The organism is Sanguibacter suaedae (assembly GCF_016342785.1).
Taxonomy (GTDB): domain Bacteria; phylum Actinomycetota; class Actinomycetes; order Actinomycetales; family Cellulomonadaceae; genus Sanguibacter; species Sanguibacter suaedae.
On the sequence record NZ_JAEINH010000003.1, the window covers coordinates 251,780 to 278,512 of the forward strand.

The window sequence follows — 26,733 nt, forward strand, 5'->3', positions numbered from 1 at the left end:
CTAAAACAGTGGTGTAGCAGCATCTGCGATGCACGCACCGAGCCCGGAAGGTCCGGGCTCATCCTGAGGAGGTGATCGGTGTGGCTACCCGTCTCGACCCCTTCGTCGACCTCGACCGTCTGCTCGGTTCGGTCATGAGCTCCACGCGCAGCGCGGCGAGCAGCATGCCCATGGACCTGTTCCGGTCGGGCGACCACTACGTGCTCAACCTCGACCTGCCCGGCGTCGACCCGGGCTCCATCGACGTCAACGTCGAGGACAGCACGCTGACCATCCGCGCGCAGCGCTCCACGCACGCCGACTCGGACGTCCAGTGGTTGGCCAAGGAGCGCCCGTCGGGCACGTACGCGCGGCAGATGACGCTGGGCCGCGGGCTCGCGCTCGATGCCATCACGGCCACCTACACCGACGGCGTGCTCTCGCTGAGCATCCCGGTGGCCGAGGACGCGAAGCCGCGCCGCATCGAGGTGTCGCACGGCTCGACGCCCACCGCCATCGGTCGCTCCGCCGAGCAGCCCGCATGACCGGAGGGCGGTGAGGGCCGCCCGGCCCTCACCGCCCCGATAGGGTGCGGTCATGTCCATCAGCATCTCCGAGGCCGCCACCGTCTGGTCGGAGCCGGCCGACCGCCGGGACTCCTCCGAGCCGCTCCTGCTCCTCATGCACGGCTACGGCGCCGACGAGGCCGACCTCGTGGGGCTCGCCCCGCACCTGCCGCGCGGCCTGGCGACGGTGTCCGTCCGGGCGCCGCTCACCGCGGGCCCCGGCTTCGCGTGGGTGCCCATCGACGAGCCCGGCCGGCCCGACCCGCAGGCGACGCAGGACGCAGCCGACGCCGTCCTCGCCTGGCTGGGGTCCCACGTCCCCGAGTCCCGCCCCGTCGGTCTCCTCGGGTTCTCCCAGGGCGGCCTCATGGTCACCCACCTGCTGCGCAGCGCGCCGCGGCGCTTCTGGGCGGGCGCCGTGCTCTCGGGCTTCGTGGTCGACGCACCGCACCCCGGGGACGACGAGGTCGCCGAGGTCCGCCCGCCGGTGTTCTTCGGGTACGGGGACAGGGACCAGATCATCGCCCCGGACGCGTTCGCCCGCGCCCACGAGTGGCTGTCGGCCCGGACGGACCTCACGGAGGTCGTGTACCCGGGCCTGCCGCACGGCATCTCGCCGAAGGAGCTCCAGGACGTCTCGACGTTCCTCACGGAGCACGCCCCGCGCTGACGCAGGCGGGCACGCGGTGACCGCACGGACGGACGCGCGTCAGCGGGTGTCGGTCTCGAGGGTGTTGTGCCCGAACCCCTGGAGGAACCGCGGTCCTCGCTCAGTGAGCTCGCGCTCGTACTCGCCCGCCCACGTGCCGTAGGGCGTGGTGGAGAGGGACTCGTTGGAGAAGCGCCGGTCGTCGGTGATCTCCGTGACGCAGAACGCGGGGACGGTGAGGTCGGTGACGGGCCCGCCGCGTTCGCACTCGGCGACGACGAGCGGCCGGTTGGCGCCGCCGAAGACATCGACGACCCATCCGTCCCCGCCGAGCCACAGGGCGTAGCGGTTCTTGATGATGCGCGCGCCACCCAGGCGGATCATCTCGAGGCCGACGCTCACGTCGATCTCGCGCTCCGCCTCGTAGCGGGTGCCGCCGACCATCGGCCCCTTGACGGTCATGGCGCAGAAGTCGAACTCGGACGCGAAGTCCCCGAGCACCTGGAGCTCGTCCTCGGTACCGTCGAGGTCGAGCAGGACGGTGCTCGACTGGACCCTCAGGCGCATGGCGTAACCCTCGGCGGCGAGGTAGTAGCTCTGCACGATGAGGACGGGGTCCGGTTCCGCGAGCGCTGCCGCGGGGAGGGAGTCGACGAAGAACCGCCGCTCGAACTCGAAGTCGCCGAAGCCGCAGTCGCTCACGGGCCTGGCCTCCTTCCGGGGAGTCTCCTGCTCGGAATCTACCACCGTGGGCCGCAGCACCCCAGGACGAGATCCGCTCGGAGGGCGGCACGTGTGATCCGTGCTCCGACGGGGAACAGCACGACGGATGGAAGGACCACGATGACCTCACCAGCACCCGCCCCGCCGACCGTGACCACACTCCCCTATGACGCGCTCGTCGTGGGTGGTGGCGTGGCCGGACTGTCGGCAGCCCTCGTCCTCGGCAGCGCCCGACGTCGGGTCCTCGTCGCGGACGGGGGTGCCCCGCGCAACGCTCCTGCGGCGCACAGCCACGGCTTCCTCACCCGGGACGGGGTGGAGCCCGGTGAGCTGGTCCGCCTGGCGCGCGAGGAGGTGGAGGGCTACGGCGTCGAGGTGGTCCCGCTGGCGGTCGAGGACCTCGACCGGTGGGGCGAGGGCTTCCGGGCGACGCTCGGTGACGGGTCGTCGGTGACGGCGCGCACCGTCCTTCTCGCGACCGGCCTGGTCGACGAGCTGCCCGACGTCCCCGGGGTCCGCGAGCGGTGGGGGCGCGACGTCCCGCACTGCCCGTTCTGCCACGGGCACGACGTGGAGGGCACGCCGATCGCGACGCTCGCGTCGACGGAGGCGTCGTTCCACCAGGCGCTCCTGCTGCGGCAGTGGTCGGACGACGTGGTGCTCTTCACGCACACGGCGCCGAGCCCACCGCCGGACGTGGCCCGGCAGCTCGCGGCGCGGGACGTGCGCGTCGTGGAGGGGCCGGTGGAGTGCCTGGTCGTCGAGGACGACCGGCTGGTGGGCGTCCTGATGTCGGACGGACGGACGGTCCCGCGCTCGGCGGTCTTCGTGACGCCGACGTTCCGCGCCCGCGACGGGCTGGTGACGCCCCTCGGAGCGCGCACCACGCACGACGAGTGCGCGCGGTGGGTGGAGGTCGACGACCACCAGCGCACGAGCGTCCCGGGGTTGTGGGCCGCGGGGAACGTCACGGACCCCGGCGCGCAGGCGATCACGGCGGCCGCGGAGGGTTCGCGGGCGGGCGTGTCGATGAACGTCTTCCTCGTCGACGACGACGTCGAGAGAGCCGTGCAGCGCCGTGTCCATACCTCAGGCGGGTGAAATCTGCGACCTCTCCCACAAGATGCCGGACCGTGTCAAGGGGCACATGATGGAACGGACGTCAAGAAAGGGCGTAGCAGGAACGACCGAAAGGAACGACCATGACAGACGCATACAGCGGCACCTCGCGTCCGGCCGAACCAGCCTGGGCTCCTCCCGCCCCCACCACGCCGACGACGGACTCGACGAGCTCCTCGTCCGGCACGCGGGCAGCCGCGAAGGACGAGGCTCACCAGGTCGCGGGCACGGCTCGTGACGGCGCGGGCCGCGTCATGGACTCCGAGAAGCAGATGGCGTCCGACACCATCGGTGAGGCCAAGGACCGGGCCCGCGAGACCGTCTCCGAGGCGAAGTCGCAGGCTCGCGACCTCTTCGAGCAGGGCCGCACCGAGCTGTCCGACGGCTCCAGCCAGCAGCTGCAGCGCCTCGCCGGTGGCGCGCGCTCCCTGTCCGGCGAGCTCGGGTCGATGGCCGAGGGCTCCCAGGAGCAGGGTCTGGCGAGCGACCTGGCCCGCCGGGCGTCCTCCTACCTGGACCAGGCGGGTTCGTGGCTCGAGGAGCGCGAGCCCGGTGAGGTCCTCGACGAGGTCACCACGTACGCGCGCCGTCACCCGGGCACCTTCATCGCGATCGCCGCAGGCCTCGGCCTCGTCGCAGGTCGCGTGGTGCGTGGGCTCAAGGACGACAGCTCCGACCAGGGCGAGAAGGGTGCGTCCCGCGCGTCGACGCGGACCTCGACCCCCACGCCCACGACCACGCCTGCGGGCTACGCTCCCGCAGCGGGCACGGGCACGACGGGCACCGGTGTCGGTGACACGATGCCCGGCGCCTCGACCGGGGCGGCCCCCGCGACCCCGACCACGCCGGCGAACCCGGCGACCGACCCGGCGTACGGAGGTGGCCTTCGATGACCACGGGACCGACGACTCCCCCGGCGCCGGACGCGTCGGTCGGCGAGCTCCTCGGTGACGTCACCAAGGACCTCTCGCTGCTCATCCGGCAGGAGTTCGAGCTCGCCAAGGCGGAGACCCAGCAGTCCGCGAAGAAGGCCGGTGCGGGCGCCGGGATGCTCGGTGGCGCTGCGTGGGCCGCGAGCTTCCTCGTGCTCTTCCTGTCGCTCGCCCTCTGGTGGGCGCTGGGCGCCTGGATCGGCGCGGGCGACGCACAGCCCGCCCTGGGCTGGTCCGCTCTCATCGTCGCCGTGCTGTGGGGCGCCGTCGCGGCGGTCCTGGCACTCAAGGGGAAGAAGGAGCTCGAGAAGACTCCTGGCCTCCCCCGCACCGCAGACACCATGAAGAAGATCCCTGATGCCCTCAAAGGACAGGAGCCGTCATGACGAACGACCCGGACCAGATCCGCGCTGACATCGAGAACACCCGCGCTGCGCTGAGCCACGACGTGGACGCGCTGGGCGACAAGGTGAGCCCCAGCAACGTGGTGCACCGCCAGACCGACAAGGTGCGCTCCGCCGTCTCCGGCGCCAAGGACAGGGTCTTCGGCGCCGTGCACGACGCGAACGACTCCGTCCACGGCTCGGCGAGCGCCACGGGCGACCGTGTCCACGGTGCCGCGAGCTCGGTGAAGGGTGCCGCCAAGAGCGCGCCCGGATCCGTGAAGAACAAGGCCGAGGGCAACCCCCTCGCCGCGGGCGTCATCGCCTTCGGTGTGGGCCTCCTCGCCGCCTCGCTGCTCCCCTCGACGCAGAAGGAGCGGGACGCCGTGCACTCCGCCAAGGAGAGCGACGCCCTGCACGACGTCACCGAGGGTGTGAAGTCGGGCGCCAAGGAGATGGCCGACCACCTCCGCGAGCCCGCCATGCAGGCCGCCGAGCAGGTCAAGGGCACCGCGACCGAGGGCGCGCAGCAGGTCAAGGACACGGCGACGGGTGGAGCCCAGGACGTCATGGCCGAGGCCAAGCACGCGTCGGACGACGTGAAGAGCCAGGCGCAGCAGAGCCAGCAGAACGTGCTGGCCACGCGCCCTTTACCATCTGGTGCAGCACCCCGGTGCCGCGAGCGTGAACGAGAGGGGCCCGGTCCATCGGACCGGGCCCCTCTCGTCGTGCGGTGAGGTCCTCGTGCGGTGGGGGGACCTGTTGCGCGGTGCGGCCCTGAGCCACGTCAGCGGGCGGCGCGCTACGTCAGCGGGCGGCACGGCGCGCTGCGTCGACGGCGGCCTCGGCGCCGTCCCGCCACGGGTCGCCGTGGCCCGGCAGGAGGACGCGGGCACGTGTGGCGGCCACGGCGTCGAGCGACCGCAGGGCCAGGGGCGTGTCGGCGGTCGCGGCACCGGCGACCACACGGGGTCCGTCGTCGCCGGTGTACGGGTCGAAGGTCACGAGGCAGTCGCCCGTCAGCAGGACGTCGCGGTCGGGCAGGTGCAGCGCGCAGTGTCCGTGGGTGTGCCCCGGTGTGAACACGACGTGGGGGCGACCGGGGACGTCGAGCGCCTCCCCCGGCGTCATCGCCGACGTGCTGCGCACACCACGGACCCGCAGCGCACCGGCGCGCGCCATCGACCCGAGGACCCGGATGCTCGACGGGTGCCGCACCGGGTAGATACTCCGCGCGTCCTCGTGCGCGTACCGGTAGGGGTGCGCCGCGAGGTAGCGCTCGCGGTCATGCGTCCAGACGGGGACGCCGTAGGTGGTCCGCAACCGTTCGGCGACGCCCACGTGGTCGAAGTGCCCGTGGGTGAGGACGACGGCCTCGAGGTCGTCGGGCGTGCGGCCGAGGCGCCGCAGGGCGTGGCCGAGCTGGGGCCAGGCTCCGGGGAGCCCGGCGTCGACCAGGGTCAGGGAGCGCCCCTCGCCCTCGACGAGGTAACAGCTGACGTAGGCGTGGTCGATGCGGTGGATCCCGTCGGCGACTCCGAGCTGCAGCATCCTTCCACGATAGGGACGCCCTCGGAGGCATGCATTCCGTGGCCTCCCGGGATCGGGTGGGCCGGGGTGGTCCTGTGGCGGACAGGTGCGTGGCGTCGGAGACTGGCGGCATGATCTCTGCCGACCTCGCCCAGGACCTCGCCCTCGCCGGGCTGCGCTGGTCACCTGCTCCGGGTGACCGGTTCGCGATCGCCGCTGACGGGCTCTCGGAGGTGTTCACGGTCTCGGAGATGACGGTCGAGGTGCACGACTACCCGACGGGGCGTGTGCTGGGGTTCAACGGGACCACGGAGTGGGCGTTGGACTCGGTGACGATCGACCAGGCGTTGTGGTTCCCGTCAGAGGAGCAGCTGCGCACCCTGCTGGGTGGCACGTTCCGGTCGTTGGTGCGGACCGACGCGGACGGCGAGGGCCGGTTCACGGTGACGGTGGATTCCGGGGGCGGCGTGGAGGAGTTCAGCGCCGCTGATGCGGCGGAGGCGTACGGGCTTGCCGTACATACCTTGGTGTTGGCGGCGACGGACGGTGTGGTGGAGGGTCAGCCGACCTGACCGTCGACGTAGCTCCAGGCGCCGTCGTCGCGCGCGAAGCGGCTGAGCTCGGTCTGGTCGCCGCGGACTCCGTCGAGGACATAGTGGGCGCGGAACCGCACGGTCCCGGACGCGTCGAGGAGTCCCCCGCCGTGGGTGTCGAGGATGTCGAGGCCGAGCCACCGGGTCCCGGGGTCGAGGTCGAGCGCGTGGGGCCGGGTGGTGGGATGCCACGTCCGCAGGAGGTAGGGCTCGTGGCCGACGACGAACGCGCTGTACCGGGACCGCATGAGCCGCTCCGCGGTGGGCGCGTACGCCTCCTCCCGGTGGAAACGGGCGCAGCACGCCCCATACGAGTCGCCCGTTCCGCAAGGGCAACGGGAGTCGTCGGCGAGCGGGGCGATGGGCTGGGACGTCACGGGACCATCGTGGCAGGAGCCACGCGTGCGCACGAGCGGAGCGCTTGGTGGGCTCACTGCGGATTCGATGTCAGATCATCAGTCACTCGGGCCGCTACCGCGCCTGCTGATGTTCCGCCAGAACGTCTCGAGATCAGTGTCCGACAGAGGCATCCCCCAACCCGGGGGCGATCGGATATCGGACAGATCGAAGAAGCCGGCCCACCCCGGGATGTCGCAGTTCAACCACGGCCCTTCTTGCCGCTCGGCCAGTAGCACCGCGATCTCCCAGTCCCTCTGCCCCAAGAGCGACCACTGACCCGAGGAACCCACTATGCCGATTGAGTCCGCGGTGAATCCAAGCGACCCAGTGGCATCCCCGCCCGGCTCCCACCTGATCGCGGAACAATAATCGTCCGACACAGACTCTCCACGGAGAGAGAATCCCGCGAAATAGTTGTACTCTCTCTTGTAGTACTCCCAAGACGGCTCGATGCCCAGAACGAAGACCTTCTCGTCGTCGAATACGCTCACGAGGGCTTCAAGGACCTCGCCGAAGTCCCCGCCAAGCAGGCGATCGTACTCGTAGACCGTCGCAAACCCGCTATCTGCTTGGAAGGGCCACGCGGGAAGCTCTGTCCCTAGACGGATAAACTTCGATACTTCACGCCTCACCTCTAAGAACTCATGCTCATCGCTGGCGTAGCATGGATGGTTATTCATGAATCTCCCAATCGAATCATCCGGGACTAAGGGATTGTCTCGGCGGACTTGGGGCGAGGTAGATCAGGCATGGAGCGGATCGCTGTTTCGACCACGCTCCAGGGGATGTCCTCGCTGGTCGGGTGGCTTGTCGGGTGTGTACGCCATGTCCGTCCTCCTGTCAGCCGGCGTCCGCGACGACGAGCGGCTTGATGCACCCGTCGAGCTTGGCGGAGAAGATGTGGCACCGAGTCGGGGTCCTTGGCCTGGCTCCGGCCGACGACGACGTGATCGGGCCACGAGCGCGACTGGTCCCGCCATGTCAACGGGCCGACGGGGAGCCCCCTGGCCCTCCATCGGTCGGTGCGGTTGACGATCGGGAACAGTACGGGACCACGACCAGCGCATGGACACACCATCCGCGCAGAGCGATAAAACCAGGCGAACCAGTCCACTAGCAGGACCGACACGTCCGGAACGCCCCTTGCCACCTGGTTCTAACGATGTAATGTCATGCCCTGTGACCACCATCACAAGGGAGTGACCACGTGGATCGTGCATCGACCAGCCCATCGACGGCATCGGCAGCAGGCGGCATCAGCCGCCGCCAGGTGCTCCTCGGCGGCCTCGCCCTCGTCGGCGGGACCGTCCTCGGACCCGCCCTCACGTCCTGCTCACCCAGCCCCTCCGCGACAGGGACACCCGTCCGGTACTGGCACCCGCTCAGCGGCGGCGACGGCATCACCATGGCCGACCTCGTCGAGTCCATCAACGACGAGCACGGGTTCGCCGCCGAGCAGACGGTCCTCACCTGGGGGACGCCGTACTACACCAAGCTCGCCATGGCGAGCGCCGGCGGTCGCGCACCCGATGTGGCCGTCATGCACGCCTCACGCATCCCCGGGTACGCACCGGGCGGTCTCCTCGACCCCTGGGACACCGACCTCCTCGCCGAGCTCGGCGTCACCGAGGCCGACTTCCCCGCCGCCGTCTGGGAGAAGGGCATCGTCGACGGCAAGCTCTACTCCCTCGCGCTCGACTCCCACCCGTTCATCCTCATGTACAACACGGACGTCGCCGAGCAGGCGGGCGCCCTCGGCGACGACGGCCTCCTCCAGGACATCACCTCCCCCGAGGAGTTCCTCGACGTCGCCCGCCGCATGCAGGAGGTCACCGGCAAGCACGGCGTGTCCTACGGATACCTCGGTGACGGCGCCCAGATGTGGCGCCTGTTCTACACCCTCTACCTGCAGATGGGCGCCGAGATGACGCTCGACGGCGACACCGTCTCCCTTGACGAGCAGGCCGCCGTCACCGCCCTCGAGTTCATGACGCAGATGCTCGACGGCACCGTCGCCGCCTCCACCGGCGACTACGGGACAGCCGTCGCCGAGTTCCTCAACGGCGAGAGCGGCATGTTCCTCACCGGCGTGTGGGAGCTGCCCACCCTCGCCGCGTCCGGCATGGCGTTCGACGCCCGCACCATCCCCACCCTCTACGGCACAGATGCCGTCTACGGCGACTCCCACGCGTTCGTCCTCCCCCACCAGGACGACCCCGACGAGGAGCAGCGCCGCGAGACGTACCGCTTCGTGTCCGAGATCCTCAAGGGATCCATCGTCTGGGCCGGCGCCGGCCACATCCCCGCCTACCAGCCGATCGTCGAGAGCCCCGCCTACGACGACCTCCTCCCCCAGGCGCACTACGCCGACGCCACCGCGAACCTCAACTACGACCCCGAGGCCTGGTTCTCCGGGTCCGGCAGCGACTTCCAGGGGTACTTCGCCGAGAACATCCAGAACGTGCTCCTCGGTCAGACCGACCCCGCCGTCGGCCTCCGAGGGTTCGTCGACCGCCTCAATTCGATCCTCGCCAAGCCCAACCCCGTCACCGGCACCTGAACGCGACCCACCCCGCACGTCCGGACGAAGGAGTCTCATCGTGTCCACCGAAGTCGCCCGCGGCGAGGTCGCGCTCTCCAAGACGGCCCACGCCGCCGAACGCCCCGGCAGCGCCGCACGCCGATCACGCGACAACCGTGCCGGCCTGGCGTTCGCCGCCCCGTTCCTCGCGCTCTTCCTCGCATTCCTCGTGTGGCCCATCGCCCACGGCGTCTACCTGAGCTTCACCGGGCAGACGCTCACCGGCGCAGGCGGCAGCTGGGTGGGGCTGTCCAACTACACGGAGGCGTTCGCCGACCCCGTCATGTGGCGGTCCCTCGCCAACACCGCCCTCTTCACCGTCATGTCCACCGTCCCCCTCGTCCTCGTGGCCCTCGCCATGGCGCTCCTCGTGAACCTCGGCATCCCCGGGCAGTGGCTCTGGCGGCTGTCGTTCTTCATGCCGTTCCTCCTCGCCTCCACCGTCGTCGCACTCTTCTGGACGTGGATGTACAACCCGCAGCTCGGCCTCGTGAACTGGCTCCTCGCGCCCCTCGGCATCGACCCCGTCGCCTGGCTCCAGGACGAACGGTGGGCCATGACCGCCGTCGTCGTCACCACCCTCTGGTGGACCGTCGGCTTCAACTTCCTGCTCTACCTCGCCGCCCTGCAGAACATCCCCGAGCAGCAGTACGAGGCCGCCGCCATCGACGGCGCCGGCCCCTGGCGGCAGCTCTTCTCCATCACCATCCCCCAGCTGGGGCCCACCACCGTGCTCATCGTCATCCTGCAGGTCATCGCCTCGCTCAAGGTCTTCGACCAGATCTACATGATGACCAACGGCGGACCCAACGGCGTCACCCGACCCGTCGTCCAGTACATCTTCGAGGCCGGGTTCACCGGGTACCGGTTCGGGTACTCCGCAGCCATCTCCTACGTGTTCTTCGCCCTCATCATCGTCGTCTCGCTCGTCCAGCTCCGCATCACAGCCAGGAGGAGTGCCTGATGCCCACCGACGTCCTCACCCCGGAACCCAGCACCACCACCGGCGCACCCCACACCGTCGTCCGACGCACCCGACGGCGCGTCACACCCGGGCGCATCGCCGCGCTCGTGGTCCTCGTCGTCCTCGCCGTCACCTGGCTGCTGCCCTTCGCCTGGGCGCTCGTCACGTCCCTCAAGTCCGAGGCCGCCGCCGGGTCCACGCCCCTCGCCTGGATCCCCGCCGACGGGTTCCGCCTCGACGCCTTCACCTCCGTCCTCTCCGAGGGCAACATCCCCCAGTGGACGCTCAACAGCCTCTTCACCGCCACAGCCATCACCGTGGTCACCGTCGCCACGTCCGCGCTCGCCGCCTACGCCTTCTCACGGCTCGAGTTCACCGGGCGGCGCTGGTTGTTCGTCGTCGTCATCGCGTCGATCATCGTGCCGCCGCAGGTGCTCATCGTGCCGCTCTTCTACCAGATGCTCACCCTGAACCTCGTGGACACCTACTGGGGGATCATCCTCCCGCAGGTCATCGCACCGGCCATGGTGTTCATCCTCAAGAAGTTCTTCGACCAGATCCCCGAGGAGCTCGAGGACGCCGCCCGCATGGACGGCGCCAGCCGCCTGCGCGTCTTCACCTCGATCGTCCTGCCCCTGTCACGCCCCATCCTCGCGGCCGTGTCGATCTTCGTGTTCATCGGCGCCTGGAACAACTTCCTCTGGCCGTTCATCGTCACCAACGACACGAGCCTCATGACGCTGCCCGTCGGCCTCCAGACCGTGAAGAGCGCCTACGGCGTGCAGTACGCCCAGAACATGGCATCCGCGCTCCTCGCCGCCGCCCCGCTCATCATCGTCTTCCTCTTCTTCCAGCGTCAGATCATCAAGGGCATCGCCACCACCGGGTTCGGCGGCCGGTGACGCCCCCCCCGGCCGGGCGGCCTCCCCCGCGCGCACCTAGCCTGGGGAGGACGACCGGTCGCAGCGCGGCCGCCACCGACGCGAAGGAGCACCCAGTGACGACCACCACCGAGCACCAGACGTCCTACCGCATCGGATACATCGTCGGCAGTCCCGCCGCCGCCTCCATCAACAGGCGCCTCGCAGGCGCGCTCGTCCGCCTCGCACCCGCCGAGCTGCAGCTCGAGGAGATCCCCATCTCCGACCTGCCCTTCTACAGCTACGAGCACGACGACGACTACCCGCAGGTCGCCCGCGACCTCAAGCAGGCCATCGCCGACGTCGACGCCGTCATCGTCCTCACCCCCGAGTACAACCGCTCCGTCCCGGGGTTCCTCAAGAACGCCCTCGACTGGGCGTCACGCCCCTACGGCGAGAACTCCTTCGCCGACAAGGCGACGGCCATCATCGGCGCCTCCCCCGGCGCCATCGGCACCGCCCTCGCCCAGCAGCACCTGCGCAGCATCCTCGCCTACTGCGGCGCCCGGCAGCTCACCACGCCCGAGGCCTACATCCAGATGACCCCGGGCCTCGTCGAGGACGACGGCACCGTCACCGTGGAGAGCACCGAGGAGTTCCTCCGCACCTGGCTGGACGCGCTCGCCGACCACGTCCGACGGTCGCTCGCGCCCACCCCGCAGGCCTGACCTCGGCCGTGGCAGGCCGCGAGCGCCCCCCGGAGGTCCGGGTCGGGATCTCCGGGTGGCGGTACGCGCCGTGGCGCGGCGTGTTCTACCCGGAGGGGCTGGTCCAGCGGCGGGAGCTCGAGTACGTCGGCGAGCGCCTGTCGAGCGTGGAGATCAACGGGTCGTTCTACTCGTTGCAGCGTCCGTCGAGCTACGAGCGGTGGCGGTCGCAGGTGCCCGACGACTTCGTGTTCTCGGTGAAGGGCCCGCGGTACGTGACGCACATGCTGCGCCTGGTGGGCGCGGGGACGGCCGTGGCGAACTTCTTCGCGTCCGGGGTGCTAGCCCTGGGCCCGACGTTGGGTCCGGTGCTGTGGCAGCTCCCCGAGCGGGCGGTGTTCGACGCAGGCGTGCTGTCGGGGTTCCTCGCGGCGCTGCCCCGGTCGACGGACGCGGCCGCGGAGCTGGCGCGCGGCCACGACGACCGCCTCGAGGGACGCACCTACCTGGAGACCGATGCGGACCGACCGGTCCGTCACGTCCTGGAGGTCCGCGGGCAGGCGTTCACCACGCCGGAGGCGCTGGACCTGCTCCGGGAGCACGACGTGGGGATCGTCGTCGCGGACACGGCGGGCCGGTGGCCGATGGTCCTCGACGTGACGAGCGACGTCGTCTACGTGCGGTTGCACGGTTCCTCAGAGCTCTACGTGAGCGGCTACACGGATGACGAGCTCGCCCTGTGGGCGGGGCGGGTGCAGGGGTGGCTGGACGGTTCGGCGTGCCCGGACGGCCGGGGCCGGGACGTGTTCGTCTACCTCGACAACGACGCGAAGGTCCACGCACCGTTCGACGCGCTGCGTCTCACGGAGCTGCTCGCTGTGGCGGACGCCACTTCCTAGAAGCGGCTCGTAAGGTTATCCTCACCTTTGTGAGGACAACCTTTCTCGACCCCGACTCGCCCCGTACCGACGGGGGCTCCACCGACAGCGGCGACGCCACCGGGCCGTCACTGTCCGGTGCCGACCTCGTCCTCGGGTACGAGCGCGCGACCGTCGTCCACGGTGCATCCCTCACCCTCGCCGCCGGGCAGGTGACCGCGCTCATCGGCCCCAACGGGTCCGGTAAGTCGACCCTCCTGCGGTCCCTCGCCCGCCTGCACAAGCCCACCGAGGGCACCGTCAGCCTCCCCGACGTCCCCGACGCCCTCGCACTGCGCCCCAAGGACTTCGCCCGACGCGTCACCCTCCTCTCGCAGAGCCGGCCCACACCCAACGGCGTGACCGTCCGTGACATCGTCGGCTACGGTCGCCACCCCTATCAGGCGCGGTACCGCCGCACCGACGCCGACGGCCCCCGCGCCGTCGCGCACGCCATGGAGGTCACCGGGGTCGCCGGGATGGCCGACCGCGGCGTCGACGAGCTCTCCGGCGGCGAGCTCCAGCGCGTGTGGCTCGCCACCTGCCTCGCGCAGGACACGGGCGTGCTCCTCCTCGACGAACCCACCACCTACCTCGACCTGCGCTACCAGGTGGAGATCCTCGACCTCATGCGGGACCTCGCCGACGACCACGGCGTCGCCGTCGGCGTCGTCCTCCACGACCTCAACCAGGCCGCCGCAGTCGCCGACCACGTGGTCCTCCTGCGCCAGGGCGTCGTCCTCGCGTCGGGCGCACCCGCCGACGTGCTCACCGCCGACGCCCTGAGCGAGACGTACGGGCTGCGCATCGACGTGAGCACCGACCCCTGCACGGGCCTGGTCCGCACCGAACCCGTCGGGCGCCACACCGCGCGCCGCGCCGCCACGGTCAGCGCCGTCCCCGCCTGACCCACCCCACACCTCCCGGGCCCCGGCCCGGATACCGCACGCCTCGGCGCCCCCGCCGAGCACACAGAAGAAGGACACCCATGCGCCCCACCCGACTCCTCGCCGTGCCCGCGGCGCTCCTCGCCGCAACCCTCGCGCTCACCGCGTGCGGCACCACCGAGAACGCCCCGGCAGAGACCACCGGCACCGCAGCCGCGAGCGGCCCCGTCACCTACACCGACGAGCGCGGCGAGCACACCCTCGACGCACCCGCCACCGCCGTCGTCTCCCTCGAGTGGGGCCTCACCGAGAACCTCGTCGCGCTCGGCGCGACCATCGTCGGGCAGGCCGACGTCGAGGGCTACAACACGTGGGTGACCACCGCGCCCCTCGACCCCTCCACCCCGGACGTCGGGACGCGCGGCGAGGCGAGCCTCGACGCGATCTCCGCGCTCGAGCCCGACCTCATCGCGGTGACCACCGACACCGCCGACACCGTCGTCGACCAGCTCGAGGACATCGCCCCCGTCGTCCTGCTCCGCGGCTCCGACGGCGCCGACCCCATCGGGTACATGCGCAGCACCGTCGAGACGCTCGCCGCAGCCACCGGCACCACCGAGACCGGCGAGGAGCTCCTCGCGTCCTTCGACGAGAAGGTCGCCGCGGCCACTGCCGAGCTCGAGGAGGCCGGCGTCGCAGGGGCCACCTTCACCATCGCCGACGGCTGGGTGAACAACGGCGCCGTCCAGGTCCGCATGTACACCTCCGGGTCGTTCTTCGGGGCCATCGCCGACGAGCTCGGCCTCGTCAACGGCTGGACCGGCGAGGGCGACCCCGACTACGGGCTCGCGACCACCGACGTCGAGGGCCTCACCGTCCTCAGCGGCGAGGAGGACCTCCACTTCTTCCACACCGCGAGCGAGGACGACGACTTCACCGACGCCCTCGAGGGCAACGCCGTCTGGGAGCAGCTGCCCTTCGTCACCTCCGGGAACGTGCACCGCACCCCGGTGGGCATCTGGATGTTCGGCGGTCCCGCCTCGGCCGAGGCGTACATCGACGCCCTCGTCTCCGCGCTCACCGCGTGAGCACCGCGCAGGAGCGGGTGGGCGACCTCCCGCTCGCCACCGGACCGCTCGGTGAGAAGCCGGAGATCACCGGTCACCACCCGCTCCTGCGCACCGGCGGCATCTTCGCCGCCGTCCTCCTCGTCACCCTCCTCCTCGCCGCTGTGCACCTCACGCAGGGCACCGCGGACCTGAGCATCGCCGACGTGGTCCGCGCGGTGCTCGGGCTCGACGGCGAGAGCCAGGCCGCCGCCGTGCTCGTCGCCTCACGCCTCCCCCGGCTCCTCGCCGGGATCCTCGTCGGCGCCGCCCTCGGCGCCGCGGGCGCCGCGCTGCAGTCCGTCGCGCGCAACCCCCTCGCCTCCCCCGACACGCTCGCCGTGAACGCCGGCGGATACCTCACCGTCGTCCTCGCCGCCGTGCTCGGCATCACCGTGCCCTTCTACCTCTCCGGGCTCCTCGCCTTCGCCGGTGGCCTCACCGCCGCCGGGCTCGTGCTCGCCCTCGCCCGCGGCGGGGGCTCCGGCCCCACCCGGCTCATCCTCGCCGGCTCCGCCACCACCCTCGCGCTGAGCGCGCTGACGAGCGTCCTCCTCGTGATCTTCGAGCAGGAGACCCTCGGGCTGTTCGTCTGGGGCAGCGGGTCCGTCGTCCAGTCCGGGACACGCACCGTGGCCCTCGCGGCTCCCGTCGTCGTCGCCGGGCTCCTCGGCCTCGCTGTCCTCGCCCACCGCCTCGACCTCCTCGCCCTCGGCGACGACGCCGCACGCGTCCTCGGCGTCGACGTCCGCACCACCCGCGTCCTCACCGTCGGCGTCGCCGTGCTCCTCGCCGCAGCGGCCGTCACCGTCGCAGGCCCCATCGGCTTCGTCGGGCTCTGCGCACCCGTCCTCGCGCGGCTCGTCGCCCGCACGGTCCCCGGCCTCAGCCGGCACACCACGCTCCTGCCCCTCGCGGCCCTCACCGGCGTCGTCGTCGTCCTCGGGGCCGACGTGCTCCTGCGGATCGTGCTGCCCGGCCAGCTCAGCGCCGCCGTGCCCACCGGCATCGTCACCACCGTCTTCGGCGCCGCCACCCTGGTGATCCTCGCCCGACGCATGCGCGACTCCGGACCCGCCGCCGGCGGCAGCACCGCGCACGTCCGCCCACGCACCGTGCGCCGCGCCGTCGTCGTCGCCTCGACCCTCGTCGTCCTCCTCGTCGGTGCCGTCGTCGCCGCCCTCCTCCTCGGGGACCGCCTGCTGCTCCTCGGGGACGTCGCCAACTGGGCCGGCGGACAGGCCGGCCGGCAGGTCGGATTCGTCCTCGACCAGCGCGTCCCCCGCGTCCTCGCCGCCCTCCTCGCCGGCGCCGGGCTCGGGCTCGCCGGGACCATGGTGCAGGCCGTCTGCCGCAACCCTCTCGCCGAACCCAGCCTCCTCGGCGTCACAGCAGGCGCAGGCCTCGGCGCCGTGTGCGTCATCCTCCTCGTGCCCGGGGCGCCCGTGTGGATCCTGTCCGCCGCCTCCACCGCCGGCGCGTTCGTCACCTTCACCATCGTCTACCTCCTCGCGCACCGCGGCGGGCTCAGCTCCGACCGCCTCGTCCTCATCGGCGTCGGCATGAGCGCAGGCGCCGCCGCGCTCACCACCCTCGTCATCGTCGTCGCCGCCCCCTGGAACGTGAACGCCGCCCTCACGTGGCTCTCCGGGTCCACGTACGGGCGCACCCTGTCGCACGTCCTCCCCGTCCTCATCGCACTCGTCGTCGTCACGCCCCTCGCCCTCGTCCACCGGAGGGAGATGGACGTCCTCTCCCTCGACGAGGACACCCCCCGCGCCCTCGGCGTCGACGTCGAGCGCACCCGGCTGCTCCTCCTCGCCGGCACCGTCGTCGTCACCGCCGGAGCCGTCTGCGCGGTCGGGGTCGTCGGCTTCGTGGGGCTCGTCGCCCCGCACGCCGCCCGTGCCCTCGTCGGATCGCGCTCCGCACGCACCCTGCCCGTCGCCATGCTCCTCGGCGCCCTCCTCGTGAGCGTCGCCGACACCCTGGGCCGCACCGTCATCGCACCCGCCCAGATCCCCGCCGGGCTCACCACCGCGCTCATCGGCGCCCCGTACTTCGTGTGGCTCCTCTGGCGGCAGCGCAGCTCCCGATAGGCCCTCCGCAGCCGTCCCACGTCGGGTGTGGCGCCTGAGGGACACCGCGGCGCCCTGATGGGCCTCTAGCGATCCTGCGTGCCGTGGTGCCATCCTGGACGCGTCACCTTCTCGCACCGACGCACGGAGGACCCATGAGCACCCAGCTCGCCCCGCACCTGAGCTTCGAGGACACCGCCCGCCAGGCCATGGAGCACTACCAGCGGGTGTTCGGGGGTGAGCTCGCCGTCGGCACATACGCCGAGGGTCACCCCGGCCACGACCCCCGGGACGCCGACAAGGTCATGCACGCCATGCTCACCACGACGAGCGGGTTCGTGCTCATGGCCGCCGACACACCCGCGCGCATGCCCAGGACCGAGCGCCCATGGGTGCAGCTCGCCCTGAGCGGCGACGACGAGCCGGAACTGCGCGGCTACTGGGACGGCCTCGGTGACGGGGGCACCGTCACCGCACCGTTGGAACCGTCGCCCTGGGGCGACATCTTCGGGATGGTCACCGACCGGTTCGGTGTCGAGTGGATGGTGAACATCTCCGCGCCCGCCGCGTAGCCGTGCTCAACGTAGCCGTCTCAACGACGAAGGGCCCGACCGTGATGGTCGGGCCCTTCGTCGTTCGGTGGAGCTGAGGGGACTCGAACCCCTGACCCCCTGCATGCCATGCAGGTGCGCTACCAGCTGCGCCACAGCCCCGAGACTCCGGAGAGTCCGGCGCTTCGTTTCCGAAGCGTCGTAATCTTAGGACGAAGTCGGCTCCAAATTCCAATCGGGGCCCGCGTTCCACGCATCCGGGGCATATCCGGCACCACTGTTGTGCGCCGTGAGGCGCCATCCGGTGACCGATCCGGACCTCGCACGCTCCACGCAGGACCAGTGCACGTTGTTCAGCCCGGAGAGCCCCCGCCACGCGTCCGGGTCGAGCCCGAGCAGCGCGGTCACCGCGATCGTGATCGCGGCCCCGTGGGACACCACCACGAGCGTGTCCGAGGGTCCCAGGTCGTTGCCGTGGGCCTCGATCGCCTCGACCATCCGCGACGCGACCGCCGCGCGCGCCTCGACGTTCACGCCCTGCGGCTCGTGCCCGCGTCGCCACACGTCGAACTCCTCGGGCCAGCGCGCCTCGATCTCGTCGCGCTCGAGCCCCTCCCAGTCACCGAAGCTGCGCTCGCGCAGCCGCGGGTCGAGGGAGATCTCCGCACCGGTGACCTTCGCGTAGTGCTCGGCGGTCGCCGCCGCGCGCACGAGGTCCGACGCGACCACGCGCGTCGGCTCGTGCAGGACGGCGAGCGCCGCCGCCCCCTGCTCGGCCTGCCACAGCCCCACCTCGTCGAGGGGGATGTCCACCTGGCCCTGCAGGCGTCCCGCGGCGTTGTAGGCGGTGCGCCCGTGCCGCAGGAGGACGACGGAGCCGACGCTCACTCGTCGACGTCCTCGCTCGAGGTCAGGGGGTACCCGAAGTCGTCGGGCTCGTACTCCGGAGCCGTGCCGTCGCCACCCCGTGCGTCCTCGGGCAGCTCCACGACGGGGCAGTCCTTCCAGAGGCGCTCGAGGGCGTAGTAGACCCGGTCCTCGGAGTGCTGGACGTGCACCACGATGTCGCCGAAGTCGAGCAGGACCCAGCGGGCCTCGGAACGGCCCTCGCGGCGGATGGGCTTCACGCCCTCCGCGTGGAGGGCCTCCTCCACGGCGTCCACGATCGCCGAGACCTGCCGCTCGTTGTTCCCCGACGCGATGAGGAACACGTCCGTGAGGACCAGCTGCTCGCTCACGTCGAGGGCGATGATCTCGGCCGCCTTGCGCGACGACGCCGCGCGGGCGGCGGCGATGGCCAGGTCGACGGCACGCTCAGTTGCAGGCACAGCTCTCCTTCAGAGATACGGGTGGTGCGAGGTGTCGGGTGACACGAGAGCCACTCCCGTTCCCCCGGTGGACGAGCCGTCCGACGACGCGACGTCGCGGCCCTCCAGGCCGACCTTCCAGATGATCAGTCCCAGGACGAACGCTACCGCGACGAGGATCAGATAGTGCAACCACGTGTACTTGTGGTCCGGCTCGTCGTCAAGATCGTCGTCGTCGAAGTCGTCCTCGTCGAGATCGTCCTCGTCGAGCCGGTCGTCCTCGTCGAGGGCACGGACGCTCGACCGTGTCGACGGGCGGGCGGTCGGCGGTTCGTCGGACCCCGTCGACGTGATGGCGTCCCAGCGCGGCAGCGTCGGGAAGAGCTCGTCGGCGTCCGCGAGCGGCTCGGGGTCGGCGTGGGGTTCAGGCTCCACGGGCGGGGCCGAGACGCGCTGCTCGAACAGGGGCTCGGCGGGGGCCTGCACTGCCTCCACGCCACGGATGGGCGTCCGGGACCCACCGGGCTCGACCGGTGGCCACGGCCTGCGGGGCTGGTCGGCACCGAGGAGGCCCGACGGCGCACGGTCGGGCTGGACCGCCCCAGCGGCACCAGCCCCCGCCCCGGGCCACTGGGTCTGCTGCGACTGCTGAGGCTGGTGGGGCTGCTGGGCCGGCTGACGCACCACGGGCTGGCGCACCACCGGCTGGCGCTCGGGCGGACGCGCAGCAGGACGGGTGGGAGCGGAGCGCGCGTGGTCGCGGACCGGCGCCTGCGCCCCGCCCCGCACGGGCGCCGACTGGCCGGTGTCACCCGGTCGACGGTCCATCGCCCGGATCGCGGACAGCTCACCCGTCTCGTCGACGGTCCGGATGGCCGTCGACTGCTCGGGTGCGACGACCATGGGCCGTGACTGCGGGACCTGCTCCCGCAGGGCGCGCCGCGACAAGGACTGTGCGGCCGACGTCCGTTCCGGCTCCACCGGGGCACGCCCCTGACCCACCCTGCTCGTCGAGGGCCCCTGGGGCGCAGCGGGTGCCGCCTGCCTGGCAGGCGGCTGGGCGCCCGGGGCCGCCTGACGCCATGCTCGCTGCTGCGCGTCGGTGTCCTGCTGCGTCGGCCGCTGTGCGGACCGCGCGGCGGGCGCCTGCTGCCCACGTTGGGGCTGCGGCGACCTCGCCGGAGGCTGCTGTGCCACCGGCTGCTGCGGACGGCTCGCCTGCGCGGGCGGCGCCACCTGCGGCGCGGACTCGCGGGCCGCAGCGGCGGCGCGGGCGGCCTCCTGCTCACGGATCTGGCGTCGGGTGAGGGGCACCCCGTTCTCCGACGTCATGAGGCGACCATCGCAGCCGGCTCACGGTACAGACCGTACTTGGCGATGTGCTGGACGACCCCGTCGGGAACCAGGTACCAGACCGGCTCACCTGCCCGCGCCCGTGCGCGGCAGTCGGTGGACGAGATCGCGAGCGCCGGGATCTCCAGCTCGGTGACGACGTTCGGCGGCAGGCCTGCCACGGAGAGGTGGTGGCCCGGCCGGGTGACGGCCACGAAGTGCGCCATAGACCACAGCTCCTCGCTGTCCTTCCAGGTGAGGATCTGCGCGAGGGCGTCAGCACCCGTGATGAAGAAGTAGTCGACGTCCGGCCGCTGAGCCCGCAGGTCGCGCAAGGTGTCCACCGTGTACGTGAGCCCCGGCCGCTCGATGTCCACGCGGCTCGTGGTGAACCGCGGGTTCGACGCCGTGGCGATGACCGTCATGAGATACCGGTGCTCGGCAGCTGTGACCTCGCGGTCCTGCTTGAACGTCGGCTGCCCCGTCGGCACGAAGACGACCTCGTCGAGGTCGAGGCGCGCGGCCACCTCGCTGGCCGCGACGAGGTGACCGTGGTGGATCGGGTCGAAGGTGCCGCCCATGACGCCGACCCTGCGACGGTGAGAAGTCATCAGCCCCGGGGTCCCAGTGGTCAGTGACGCGTCCACACGCTGCGGAACGCGTAGGTGACGGCCAGGAGACCACCGAGGACGGCGAACGCGGTGAGGCCGAACGCGACCGGCGGGATCGCCAGGTGGGTCACGACCTCGGACTCTTCTGCGGCCACGAGTGCTGCTGAGAACACGTCATCCTCCTGGATTGCAAGACTTGCGGCCCGCACGGCACCGCGTCGGTCGCTCACCCCGGACGGCGAGCCTGGCTGGAACGTCTAGTCTCTCACGAGCCCTGTCGGCATTCTGACCCGGTGACTTCACCGTCCGGAGACCATTCACCCACACGCCGGGTGGAGGTTCAGTGAAGACGGATCAGGGGCGGACGTGCCCGTCACCGTTGACGATCCACTTGGTGGTGGTCAGCTCACCGAGGCCCATGGGGCCGCGGGCGTGGAGCTTCTGGGTGGAGATGCCGATCTCGGCCCCGAGCCCGAACTGCCCGCCGTCGGTGAACCGCGTCGACGCGTTGACCATCACCGCGGCCGAGTCCAGCTCGGCGACGAACCGTTCCGAGGACGCCAGGTCCCGGGTGACGATCGCCTCGGTATGACCCGACGACCACGTGCGGATGTGCTCCAGCGCCTCGTCGAGGTCGTCGACCACCCGGACCGCGATGTCGAGGGACAGGTACTCCGTCGCCCAGTCCTCGTCGGTCGCCGGGACGACCTCGACGCCCTCGGGGGCGAGGCGCGCAGCGGCGTCGTCCGCGTGCAGCGTCACCCCGGCGCTCCCGAGCGCCGCGAGGACGGCCGGCAGCACGCGCTCCGCGGCGTCCGCGTGGACGAGGAGCGTCTCGGCGGCGTTGCACACGCCCACCCGGTGGGTCTTCGAGTTGAGGACGATCTCGACGGCGGTCGCCGTGTCCGCGCTCTCGTCGACGAACACGTGGCAGTTCCCGACGCCCGTCTCGATGACCGGCACGGTCGACTCCTGGACGACCGTGCGGATGAGGTCCGCCCCGCCGCGCGGGACGAGCACGTCGACGAGACCGCGGGCGTGCATGAGCGCCACCCCACCGGGACGGCCGTGCGCGTCGATCGACTGGACGAGGTCCTGCGGGAGCCCGCGGGCCGCGAGCGCCCGACCGAGCACGTCGACGATGACCTCGTTCGAGCGTGCCGCCGCGCTCCCCCCGCGGAGGATGACGGCGTTCCCGCTCTTGAGCGCGAGGCCCGCGGCGTCGACGGTCACGTTGGGTCGTGCCTCGTAGATCATCCCGACGACACCCATGGGCACGCGGACCTGGCGCAGGCGCAGGCCGTTGGGGAGCGTGCTGCCGCGGACGACCTCTCCGACGGGGTCGGGGAGCGCCGCGAGCTCACGGAGGGCGTCGGCGATGCCAGCGATCCGGGCGGGGTCGAGGGCGAGGCGGTCGAGGAGCCCGGGAGACGTCCCTGCCTCGCGTCCGCGCTCGAGGTCCTCGGCGTTGGCTGCGACGATCTCCGGGGTGGCGTCCACGAGGGCGTCCGCGAGGGCGAGGAGGGCGGCGTCCTTGGTCGCGCGCGTGGCGGTCGCGAGAGATCGTGATGCGGTCTTGGCGCGGCGGGCCACCGCCAGCACTGCCTCCGTCACGTCGGCGCTGGTGGCGCTGGTCTTCTCAGCAGTCTGTGTCATCCCTCCAGGCTAACGACCGTCCTGGGAGGAGTCACCCGCGTCCGCTCGGTGGTCGCTGCCGTGCGGCGTCACCAGGGGGAACGAGTAGAAGCGGAGCGTCCCGAGGCCCCGGACGTGCGTGGTCTCCCTCTCGGGGACGCGCACGAACCCGAGCCGCACGTAGAGGCGCAGCGCGGGGTTGGTGGGGCCCGTGTCGAGGACGAGGGCACGCATCCCCCAGGAGCGCGCGTGCCGGACGGCCTCGGTGACGAGGAGCGCCCCGACCCCTCGGCCCCGCCCTTCGGGCAGGACCGTGAGGAGCCGGAGCTCGGCCTCGTCGTCGGCCGCGTTGCGGGCGTAGGTGGTCCCGGGGCGCAGCACGCTGGCGGTGCCGACGATGCGTCCGTCCGCGCCGAGCGCGACGAGGAGCGCGCCGTCACGGGCGCGCCCCGCGGCGTCGTGCAGCAGCGCGACCCGGTCGGGGTCGGTCGCCACGCCGTAGGGGCCCGCGTCGAACCCTGTCTGCGTGACCCGCCCGACCTCGGCGTGCTCGTCGGCGCGCGCCTCCCGGACCACCGGCGCGGTCATGCGGACCTGCGGGGCTTCCTCACGAGGACGAGGTCGTCACGGTGCACCACGGCACGGTCGTAGCCTTCGCCGAGGTCGTCCCTGAGGTCCGGCGTGGTCCGCCCCAGGAGCTCGGGGAGCTCCTGGGAGTCGTAGGACACGAGCCCCCGGGCCACGACCTTGCCCGCCGGGTCGACGAGCTCCACCGGGTCCGACGACTCGAAGTCCCCTTCGACCCCCGTGATCCCGGCCGGCAACAGCGAGGCCCGTCCGGCGAGCACGGCGCGGACGGCCCCCTCGTCGAGGACAAGGCGCCCGCGTGCCCGCGCGGCGTACCGCAGCCACAGGCGTCGTCGGGTCATGCGGCGCCCTGTCACGGCGAACCACGTGCCCACGTCCTCCCCGGCGAGCGCCTGCGCCACGTTCTCAGCCTTGGTGAGCACGACGGGGACCCCGGTGGACGTCGCGATGGAGACGGCCTCGAGCTTGGTGAGCATCCCCCCGGTGCCGACGGAGCTCCCCTTGCTGCTCGCGTCGACGTCGGCGATGTCGGCCGGGCTGAGGACCTCCGGGATGCGGCTGGTGCCGGGGAGCGCCGGGTTGCCGTCGTAGAGTCCGTCGACGTCCGTGAGGAGGATCATGGCGTCGGCGTGCACGAGGTGCGAGACGAGCGAGGCGAGCCTGTCGTTGTCACCGAAGCGGATCTCGCCGGTGGCCACCGCGTCGTTCTCGTTGATGATGGGCACGACGCCCAGGTCGAGGAGGCGCTCGAGGGAGCGCTGGACGTTGCGGTAGTGACCGCGGCGGATGGTGTCCTCCGCCGTGAGGAGGACCTGCGCGACGCGCAGCCCGTGAGACGCGAAAGCCTCCGTGTAGCGGGCGACGAGAAGTCCCTGCCCCACGGAGGCTGCTGCCTGGGCGGTCGCGAGATCACCCGGGCGGGCACTCAGCCCGAGCGGGGCGAGCCCCGCCGCGATGGCCCCGGATGTGATGAGCAGCACCTCGTGCCCCGCCGCGCGTCGCGCGGCGATGACGTCGACGAGGGCGTGGAGCGCGGCGCCGTCGAGGCGCCCGTCCTCTCCCGTGAGGGACGAGGATCCGATCTTGATGACGACGCGATGGGCGTCGCGCATGGACGTTCGGGTCAGTGGTCTGGCCTGATTATCGTTCACGCAGCCCATTCTGTCGCAGGTCAGGGGTTCGTCGCAGGTCCGTCCACATCGGGGTCCGTCCACACGCCGGCCTCACGCTCGGTCCACAGCTCTGCCCGGGCCTCGGCCTTGGCGTCCATGCGCTCCGTGTACTGGCGGCGCTTGTCCCCACGGGTGGGGCGACTGGTGTCCTCGAGACGCAGGTCGGTGCCTCGAGGGCCTCCGAGGAGCTCAGAGCCCGTGATGAGCGTCGGCTCCCAGTCGAAGATCACGGCGTTGTGCTCGGGCCCGATGCGCACCTCGTCGCCGGCGACGGCTCCCACCTTGAAGAGCTTCTCCTCGACGCCGAGGGTCGCGAGCCTGTCGGCGAGGTAGCCGACCGCCTCGTCGTTGGAGAAGTCCGTCTGGCGGACCCAGCGCTCGGGCTTGACGCCCCGGACCTCGAAGAAGGGACGACCGCCGGCCTCCTTGCGGGTGACGGTGAAGCCCTTGTCGTCGACGGCCTTGGGGCGGAGGACGACGCGAGCGGCCTCGGGTGCCGGTGCGGCCTTGCGTGCACGGTCCACGTACTCGCCGAGCACGTAGGTCAGGGCTCGTAGACCTTCGTGGCTCACGGCGGAGACCTCGAACACCTTGACGCCGCGCGCCTCGAGGTCGGGGCGCACCATCTCGGCGAGCTCGCGGCCCTCGGGGACGTCGATCTTGTTGAGCACCACGACGCGGGGGCGCTCCGTGAGGGGGATCCGGACCCCGGTGATCCCGAGGTCGCCGGCGTAGGCGGCAAGCTCGGCCTCGATGACGTCGAGGTCGCTCAGGGGGTCGCGGTCCGGCTCGAGGGTCGCGCAGTCGAGGACGTGCACGAGCACGGCGCAGCGCTCGACGTGGCGGAGGAACTCCAGGCCGAGCCCCTTCCCCTCGCTCGCGCCGGGGATGAGGCCAGGGACGTCGGCGACGGTGTATCGGGTCTCCCCCGCCTGGACGACGCCGAGGTTGGGCACGAGGGTGGTGAAGGGATAGTCGGCGATCTTGGGGCGCGCTGCGGAGATGGCCGCGATGAGGCTCGACTTACCGGCGCTGGGGTAGCCCACGAGGGCGACGTCGGCGATCGTCTTGAGCTCGAGGACGACGTCTGCCTCCTCGCCGGGCTCGCCGAGGAGCGCGAAGCCGGGCGCCTTGCGCCGCTTGGAGGACAGCGCGGCGTTCCCAAGGCCTCCGTGCCCTCCGGGGGCGATGACGAGCTCTGCGCCGTCGCCGACGAGGTCGGCGACGACGGTGCCCTCGCGGTCCTTGACGACGGTGCCCGAGGGGACGGCGAGGACGAGGTCCTCACCGTTGGATCCCTGCCGGTGGTCACCCATGCCCTGCGTCCCGGACGCCGCGTGGCGGTGCGGGGAGTGGTGGTACTCGAGGAGGGTGGTGACCTGGGCGTCGACGCGCAGGATGACGGATCCCCCGTTGCCGCCGTTGCCACCGTCGGGGCCGGCGAGGGGCTTGAACTTCTCGCGGTGGATCGATGCGCAGCCGTTTCCGCCGCTCCCGCCGGAGGCGTGCAGGACCACTCGGTCGACGAAGGAAGCCATGGATCTACCAATCGTGAAGCGCGGTGCGGTGCCTGGGCGTCGCCAGGAGGATCTCGCTCTCGCGGTGCGTGTCGTGCGAACAGAAGAGAGGGGCGCACCGAACGGTGCACCCCTCTCCGGAAGTACTGTGATGCAGCCTACGGCTCAGACAGCAGCCTCGACGATGTCGACGACCTTGCGGCCACGACGCGTGCCGAACTGGACGGCACCCGGGGTGAGCGCGAAGAGGGTGTCGTCCCCGCCGCGTCCGACGTTGTTGCCGGGGTGGAAGTGGGTGCCGCGCTGGCGGACGATGATCTCGCCTGCACCGACGAGCTGACCACCGAAGCGCTTGACACCGAGGCGCTGTGCGTTCGAGTCGCGACCGTTGCGCGACGAGCTCGCGCCCTTCTTGTGTGCCATGGCGGTTCCTGCTTTCCTGCTGAAGAGTGTCTGAAGGGGCTCGGGCGTCCGCTCCGTGGAGCAGGCGCCCGGAGGATCACTTGATTCCGGTGACCTTGAGGCGCGTCAACTTCTGACGGTGGCCCTGACGCTTGCGGTACCCGGTCTTGTTCTTGTACTTGAGGATGATGATCTTCGGGCCCTTCTCGTCCCGAACGATCTCTGCGGTGACCTTGACCTTCGCAAGCTTCTCCGCGTCGGTGGTCACCTGCTCCCCGTCGACCAGGAGCAGCGCGGGAAGTTCGATGGACTCGCCTGCGTCGCCCGAAAGTCGGTCGACGACGACGACGTCGCCGACGGAAACCTTCTCCTGGCGGCCACCGGCCTTGACGATCGCGTACACCACGTTGCTGCTCATCTCTCTTAGTCTCTGCGGCGTGCTCATCACCAAGGTGAAGACCTCGGGAGCACGCGGGGACCAGCGCGCACCAAAACGCGCCGACGGTCAAGATTACGGAATCTTGGCCTCTGGGTCAAGTTCGACCCGAGCTGGAACGGAGCCGCACGGCTCCGCCGTTCATCATGCCTTACTCATTGGGGCGAGTCACATCGCCGGTCACCCCTCTGAGGCTGGAGGAGGCCGGC

31 protein-coding genes and 1 tRNA gene are annotated in these 26,733 nt (G+C 71.4%); 16 read left to right on the forward strand and 16 right to left on the reverse strand.

Annotated features, from left to right (window positions below; all coding sequences use genetic code 11):
* Positions 1 to 80 precede the first annotated feature (80 nt).
* Together JAV76_RS05225 and JAV76_RS05230 are read left to right on the forward strand one after the other, a co-directional pair.
* Entirely contained in the window at positions 81 to 524 is a 444-nt protein-coding gene (locus JAV76_RS05225; protein WP_198732962.1) for an Hsp20/alpha crystallin family protein, read from the forward strand.
* Positions 525 to 576: 52 nt separating this feature from the next.
* Entirely contained in the window at positions 577 to 1,215 is a 639-nt protein-coding gene (locus tag JAV76_RS05230; protein WP_198732963.1) for an alpha/beta hydrolase, read from the forward strand.
* Between the two features lie 39 nt (positions 1,216 to 1,254).
* On the opposite strand, the gene JAV76_RS05235 is transcribed toward JAV76_RS05230, so the two are convergent.
* Complete coding sequence (locus tag JAV76_RS05235; protein WP_198732964.1) at positions 1,255 to 1,896, reverse strand: CYTH domain-containing protein; 642 nt, start codon at positions 1,894 to 1,896, stop codon at positions 1,255 to 1,257.
* A gap of 141 nt (positions 1,897 to 2,037) precedes the next feature.
* On the opposite strand from JAV76_RS05235, the gene JAV76_RS05240 reads away from it, so the two are divergent.
* From JAV76_RS05240 to JAV76_RS05255, 4 genes are all read left to right on the forward strand, one after another.
* A complete protein-coding gene (locus tag JAV76_RS05240) occupies positions 2,038 to 3,018 on the forward strand; it encodes an NAD(P)/FAD-dependent oxidoreductase (RefSeq protein WP_198732965.1) in 981 nt (326 codons plus the stop codon).
* 101 nt (positions 3,019 to 3,119) lie between these two features.
* The gene (locus JAV76_RS05245) at positions 3,120 to 3,929 is read left to right on the forward strand and encodes a hypothetical protein (RefSeq protein ID WP_198732966.1); all 810 of its coding nucleotides are present in this window, start codon (positions 3,120 to 3,122) and stop codon (positions 3,927 to 3,929) included.
* On the forward strand, positions 3,926 to 4,354 hold the full coding sequence (locus tag JAV76_RS05250) for a phage holin family protein (protein ID WP_198732967.1): 429 nt from the start codon (positions 3,926 to 3,928) through the stop codon (positions 4,352 to 4,354). The genes JAV76_RS05245 and JAV76_RS05250 overlap by 4 nt, the downstream gene beginning before the upstream one ends.
* Positions 4,351 to 5,088, forward strand: coding sequence for a DUF3618 domain-containing protein (locus JAV76_RS05255; protein ID WP_198732968.1), 738 nt, complete (start codon positions 4,351 to 4,353; stop codon positions 5,086 to 5,088). Before JAV76_RS05250 ends, JAV76_RS05255 begins: the two co-directional genes overlap by 4 nt.
* Before the next feature lie 70 nt (positions 5,089 to 5,158).
* On the opposite strand, the gene JAV76_RS05260 is transcribed toward JAV76_RS05255, so the two are convergent.
* Positions 5,159 to 5,902 (reverse strand): MBL fold metallo-hydrolase, encoded by a 744-nt coding sequence (locus tag JAV76_RS05260; protein WP_198732969.1) that lies wholly within the window; start codon positions 5,900 to 5,902, stop codon positions 5,159 to 5,161.
* A gap of 110 nt (positions 5,903 to 6,012) precedes the next feature.
* On the opposite strand from JAV76_RS05260, the gene JAV76_RS05265 reads away from it, so the two are divergent.
* Positions 6,013 to 6,453, forward strand: a complete 441-nt coding sequence (locus JAV76_RS05265) for a pilus assembly protein CpaE (RefSeq protein ID WP_198732970.1) — start codon at positions 6,013 to 6,015, stop codon at positions 6,451 to 6,453.
* Here the strand turns inward: JAV76_RS05265 and JAV76_RS05270 are convergent.
* Both JAV76_RS05270 and JAV76_RS05275 read right to left on the reverse strand, forming a co-directional pair.
* Complete coding sequence (locus JAV76_RS05270) at positions 6,441 to 6,851, reverse strand: YchJ family protein (RefSeq protein ID WP_307844004.1); 411 nt, start codon at positions 6,849 to 6,851, stop codon at positions 6,441 to 6,443. The two genes, JAV76_RS05265 and JAV76_RS05270, sit on opposite strands and share 13 nt — an antisense overlap.
* A 78-nt stretch (positions 6,852 to 6,929) precedes the next feature.
* Positions 6,930 to 7,553 carry a hypothetical protein gene (locus JAV76_RS05275; RefSeq protein WP_198732971.1) on the reverse strand — a complete coding sequence of 208 codons (624 nt, stop codon included), beginning with the start codon at positions 7,551 to 7,553 and terminating at the stop codon, positions 6,930 to 6,932.
* A 527-nt stretch (positions 7,554 to 8,080) separates the two neighbouring features.
* Between JAV76_RS05275 and JAV76_RS05280 the strand changes: the two genes are divergently transcribed.
* From JAV76_RS05280 to JAV76_RS05320, 9 genes are all read left to right on the forward strand, one after another.
* Positions 8,081 to 9,433 carry an extracellular solute-binding protein gene (locus tag JAV76_RS05280; RefSeq protein WP_198732972.1) on the forward strand — a complete coding sequence of 451 codons (1,353 nt, stop codon included), beginning with the start codon at positions 8,081 to 8,083 and terminating at the stop codon, positions 9,431 to 9,433.
* Between the two features lie 37 nt (positions 9,434 to 9,470).
* Positions 9,471 to 10,418 (forward strand): carbohydrate ABC transporter permease, encoded by a 948-nt coding sequence (locus JAV76_RS05285; protein ID WP_372403202.1) that lies wholly within the window; start codon positions 9,471 to 9,473, stop codon positions 10,416 to 10,418.
* Entirely contained in the window at positions 10,418 to 11,320 is a 903-nt protein-coding gene (locus JAV76_RS05290) for a carbohydrate ABC transporter permease (protein ID WP_198732974.1), read from the forward strand. Before JAV76_RS05285 ends, JAV76_RS05290 begins: the two co-directional genes overlap by 1 nt.
* Positions 11,321 to 11,415: 95 nt before the next feature.
* On the forward strand, positions 11,416 to 12,006 hold the full coding sequence (locus tag JAV76_RS05295) for an NADPH-dependent FMN reductase (protein ID WP_198732975.1): 591 nt from the start codon (positions 11,416 to 11,418) through the stop codon (positions 12,004 to 12,006).
* Between the two features lie 8 nt (positions 12,007 to 12,014).
* Positions 12,015 to 12,884, forward strand: a complete 870-nt coding sequence (locus tag JAV76_RS05300; protein ID WP_198732976.1) for a DUF72 domain-containing protein — start codon at positions 12,015 to 12,017, stop codon at positions 12,882 to 12,884.
* 29 nt (positions 12,885 to 12,913) lie between these two features.
* Positions 12,914 to 13,810: an ABC transporter ATP-binding protein gene (locus JAV76_RS05305; protein ID WP_372403170.1), complete on the forward strand. Its 897-nt coding sequence runs from the start codon at positions 12,914 to 12,916 to the stop codon at positions 13,808 to 13,810.
* A gap of 80 nt (positions 13,811 to 13,890) precedes the next feature.
* Positions 13,891 to 14,877, forward strand: a complete 987-nt coding sequence (locus tag JAV76_RS05310) for an ABC transporter substrate-binding protein (protein ID WP_198732977.1) — start codon at positions 13,891 to 13,893, stop codon at positions 14,875 to 14,877.
* Positions 14,874 to 16,994, forward strand: a complete 2,121-nt coding sequence (locus JAV76_RS05315; RefSeq protein WP_198732978.1) for an iron ABC transporter permease — start codon at positions 14,874 to 14,876, stop codon at positions 16,992 to 16,994. Before JAV76_RS05310 ends, JAV76_RS05315 begins: the two co-directional genes overlap by 4 nt.
* Positions 16,995 to 17,128: 134 nt before the next feature.
* Entirely contained in the window at positions 17,129 to 17,545 is a 417-nt protein-coding gene (locus JAV76_RS05320; RefSeq protein WP_198732979.1) for a VOC family protein, read from the forward strand.
* 68 nt (positions 17,546 to 17,613) lie between these two features.
* Here JAV76_RS05320 and JAV76_RS05325 read toward each other — a convergent pair.
* The 12 genes from JAV76_RS05325 to rplU all read right to left on the reverse strand — a co-directional run bounded on the left by JAV76_RS05325 (position 17,614) and on the right by rplU (position 26,494).
* Positions 17,614 to 17,686 (reverse strand) — tRNA-Ala (locus tag JAV76_RS05325).
* 45 nt (positions 17,687 to 17,731) lie between these two features.
* A complete protein-coding gene (locus JAV76_RS05330; protein ID WP_198732980.1) occupies positions 17,732 to 18,412 on the reverse strand; it encodes a histidine phosphatase family protein in 681 nt (226 codons plus the stop codon).
* On the reverse strand, positions 18,409 to 18,852 hold the full coding sequence (gene rsfS / locus JAV76_RS05335; RefSeq protein WP_198732981.1) for a ribosome silencing factor: 444 nt from the start codon (positions 18,850 to 18,852) through the stop codon (positions 18,409 to 18,411). The genes JAV76_RS05330 and rsfS overlap by 4 nt, the downstream gene beginning before the upstream one ends.
* Positions 18,853 to 18,861: 9 nt before the next feature.
* Positions 18,862 to 20,163, reverse strand: coding sequence for a hypothetical protein (locus JAV76_RS05340; RefSeq protein WP_198732982.1), 1,302 nt, complete (start codon positions 20,161 to 20,163; stop codon positions 18,862 to 18,864).
* Positions 20,160 to 20,774: a nicotinate-nucleotide adenylyltransferase gene (gene nadD / locus JAV76_RS05345; protein WP_198732983.1), complete on the reverse strand. Its 615-nt coding sequence runs from the start codon at positions 20,772 to 20,774 to the stop codon at positions 20,160 to 20,162. Before nadD ends, JAV76_RS05340 begins: the two co-directional genes overlap by 4 nt.
* 20 nt (positions 20,775 to 20,794) lie before the next feature.
* Positions 20,795 to 20,947 (reverse strand): hypothetical protein, encoded by a 153-nt coding sequence (locus tag JAV76_RS05350; protein ID WP_198732984.1) that lies wholly within the window; start codon positions 20,945 to 20,947, stop codon positions 20,795 to 20,797.
* A gap of 181 nt (positions 20,948 to 21,128) precedes the next feature.
* On the reverse strand, positions 21,129 to 22,430 hold the full coding sequence (locus JAV76_RS05355; RefSeq protein WP_198732985.1) for a glutamate-5-semialdehyde dehydrogenase: 1,302 nt from the start codon (positions 22,428 to 22,430) through the stop codon (positions 21,129 to 21,131).
* A gap of 9 nt (positions 22,431 to 22,439) precedes the next feature.
* A complete protein-coding gene (locus JAV76_RS05360) occupies positions 22,440 to 22,997 on the reverse strand; it encodes a GNAT family N-acetyltransferase (protein WP_198732986.1) in 558 nt (185 codons plus the stop codon).
* On the reverse strand, positions 22,994 to 24,109 hold the full coding sequence (gene proB, locus JAV76_RS05365; RefSeq protein ID WP_307844005.1) for a glutamate 5-kinase: 1,116 nt from the start codon (positions 24,107 to 24,109) through the stop codon (positions 22,994 to 22,996). The genes JAV76_RS05360 and proB overlap by 4 nt, the downstream gene beginning before the upstream one ends.
* Before the next feature lie 59 nt (positions 24,110 to 24,168).
* Positions 24,169 to 25,707 carry a GTPase ObgE gene (gene obgE, locus JAV76_RS05370; protein WP_198732988.1) on the reverse strand — a complete coding sequence of 513 codons (1,539 nt, stop codon included), beginning with the start codon at positions 25,705 to 25,707 and terminating at the stop codon, positions 24,169 to 24,171.
* Positions 25,708 to 25,851: 144 nt separating this feature from the next.
* The gene (gene rpmA, locus JAV76_RS05375; RefSeq protein ID WP_198732989.1) at positions 25,852 to 26,109 is read right to left on the reverse strand and encodes a 50S ribosomal protein L27; all 258 of its coding nucleotides are present in this window, start codon (positions 26,107 to 26,109) and stop codon (positions 25,852 to 25,854) included.
* Positions 26,110 to 26,185: 76 nt separating this feature from the next.
* Positions 26,186 to 26,494 (reverse strand): 50S ribosomal protein L21, encoded by a 309-nt coding sequence (gene rplU, locus JAV76_RS05380; RefSeq protein WP_198733073.1) that lies wholly within the window; start codon positions 26,492 to 26,494, stop codon positions 26,186 to 26,188.
* Positions 26,495 to 26,733: the final 239 nt, after the last annotated feature.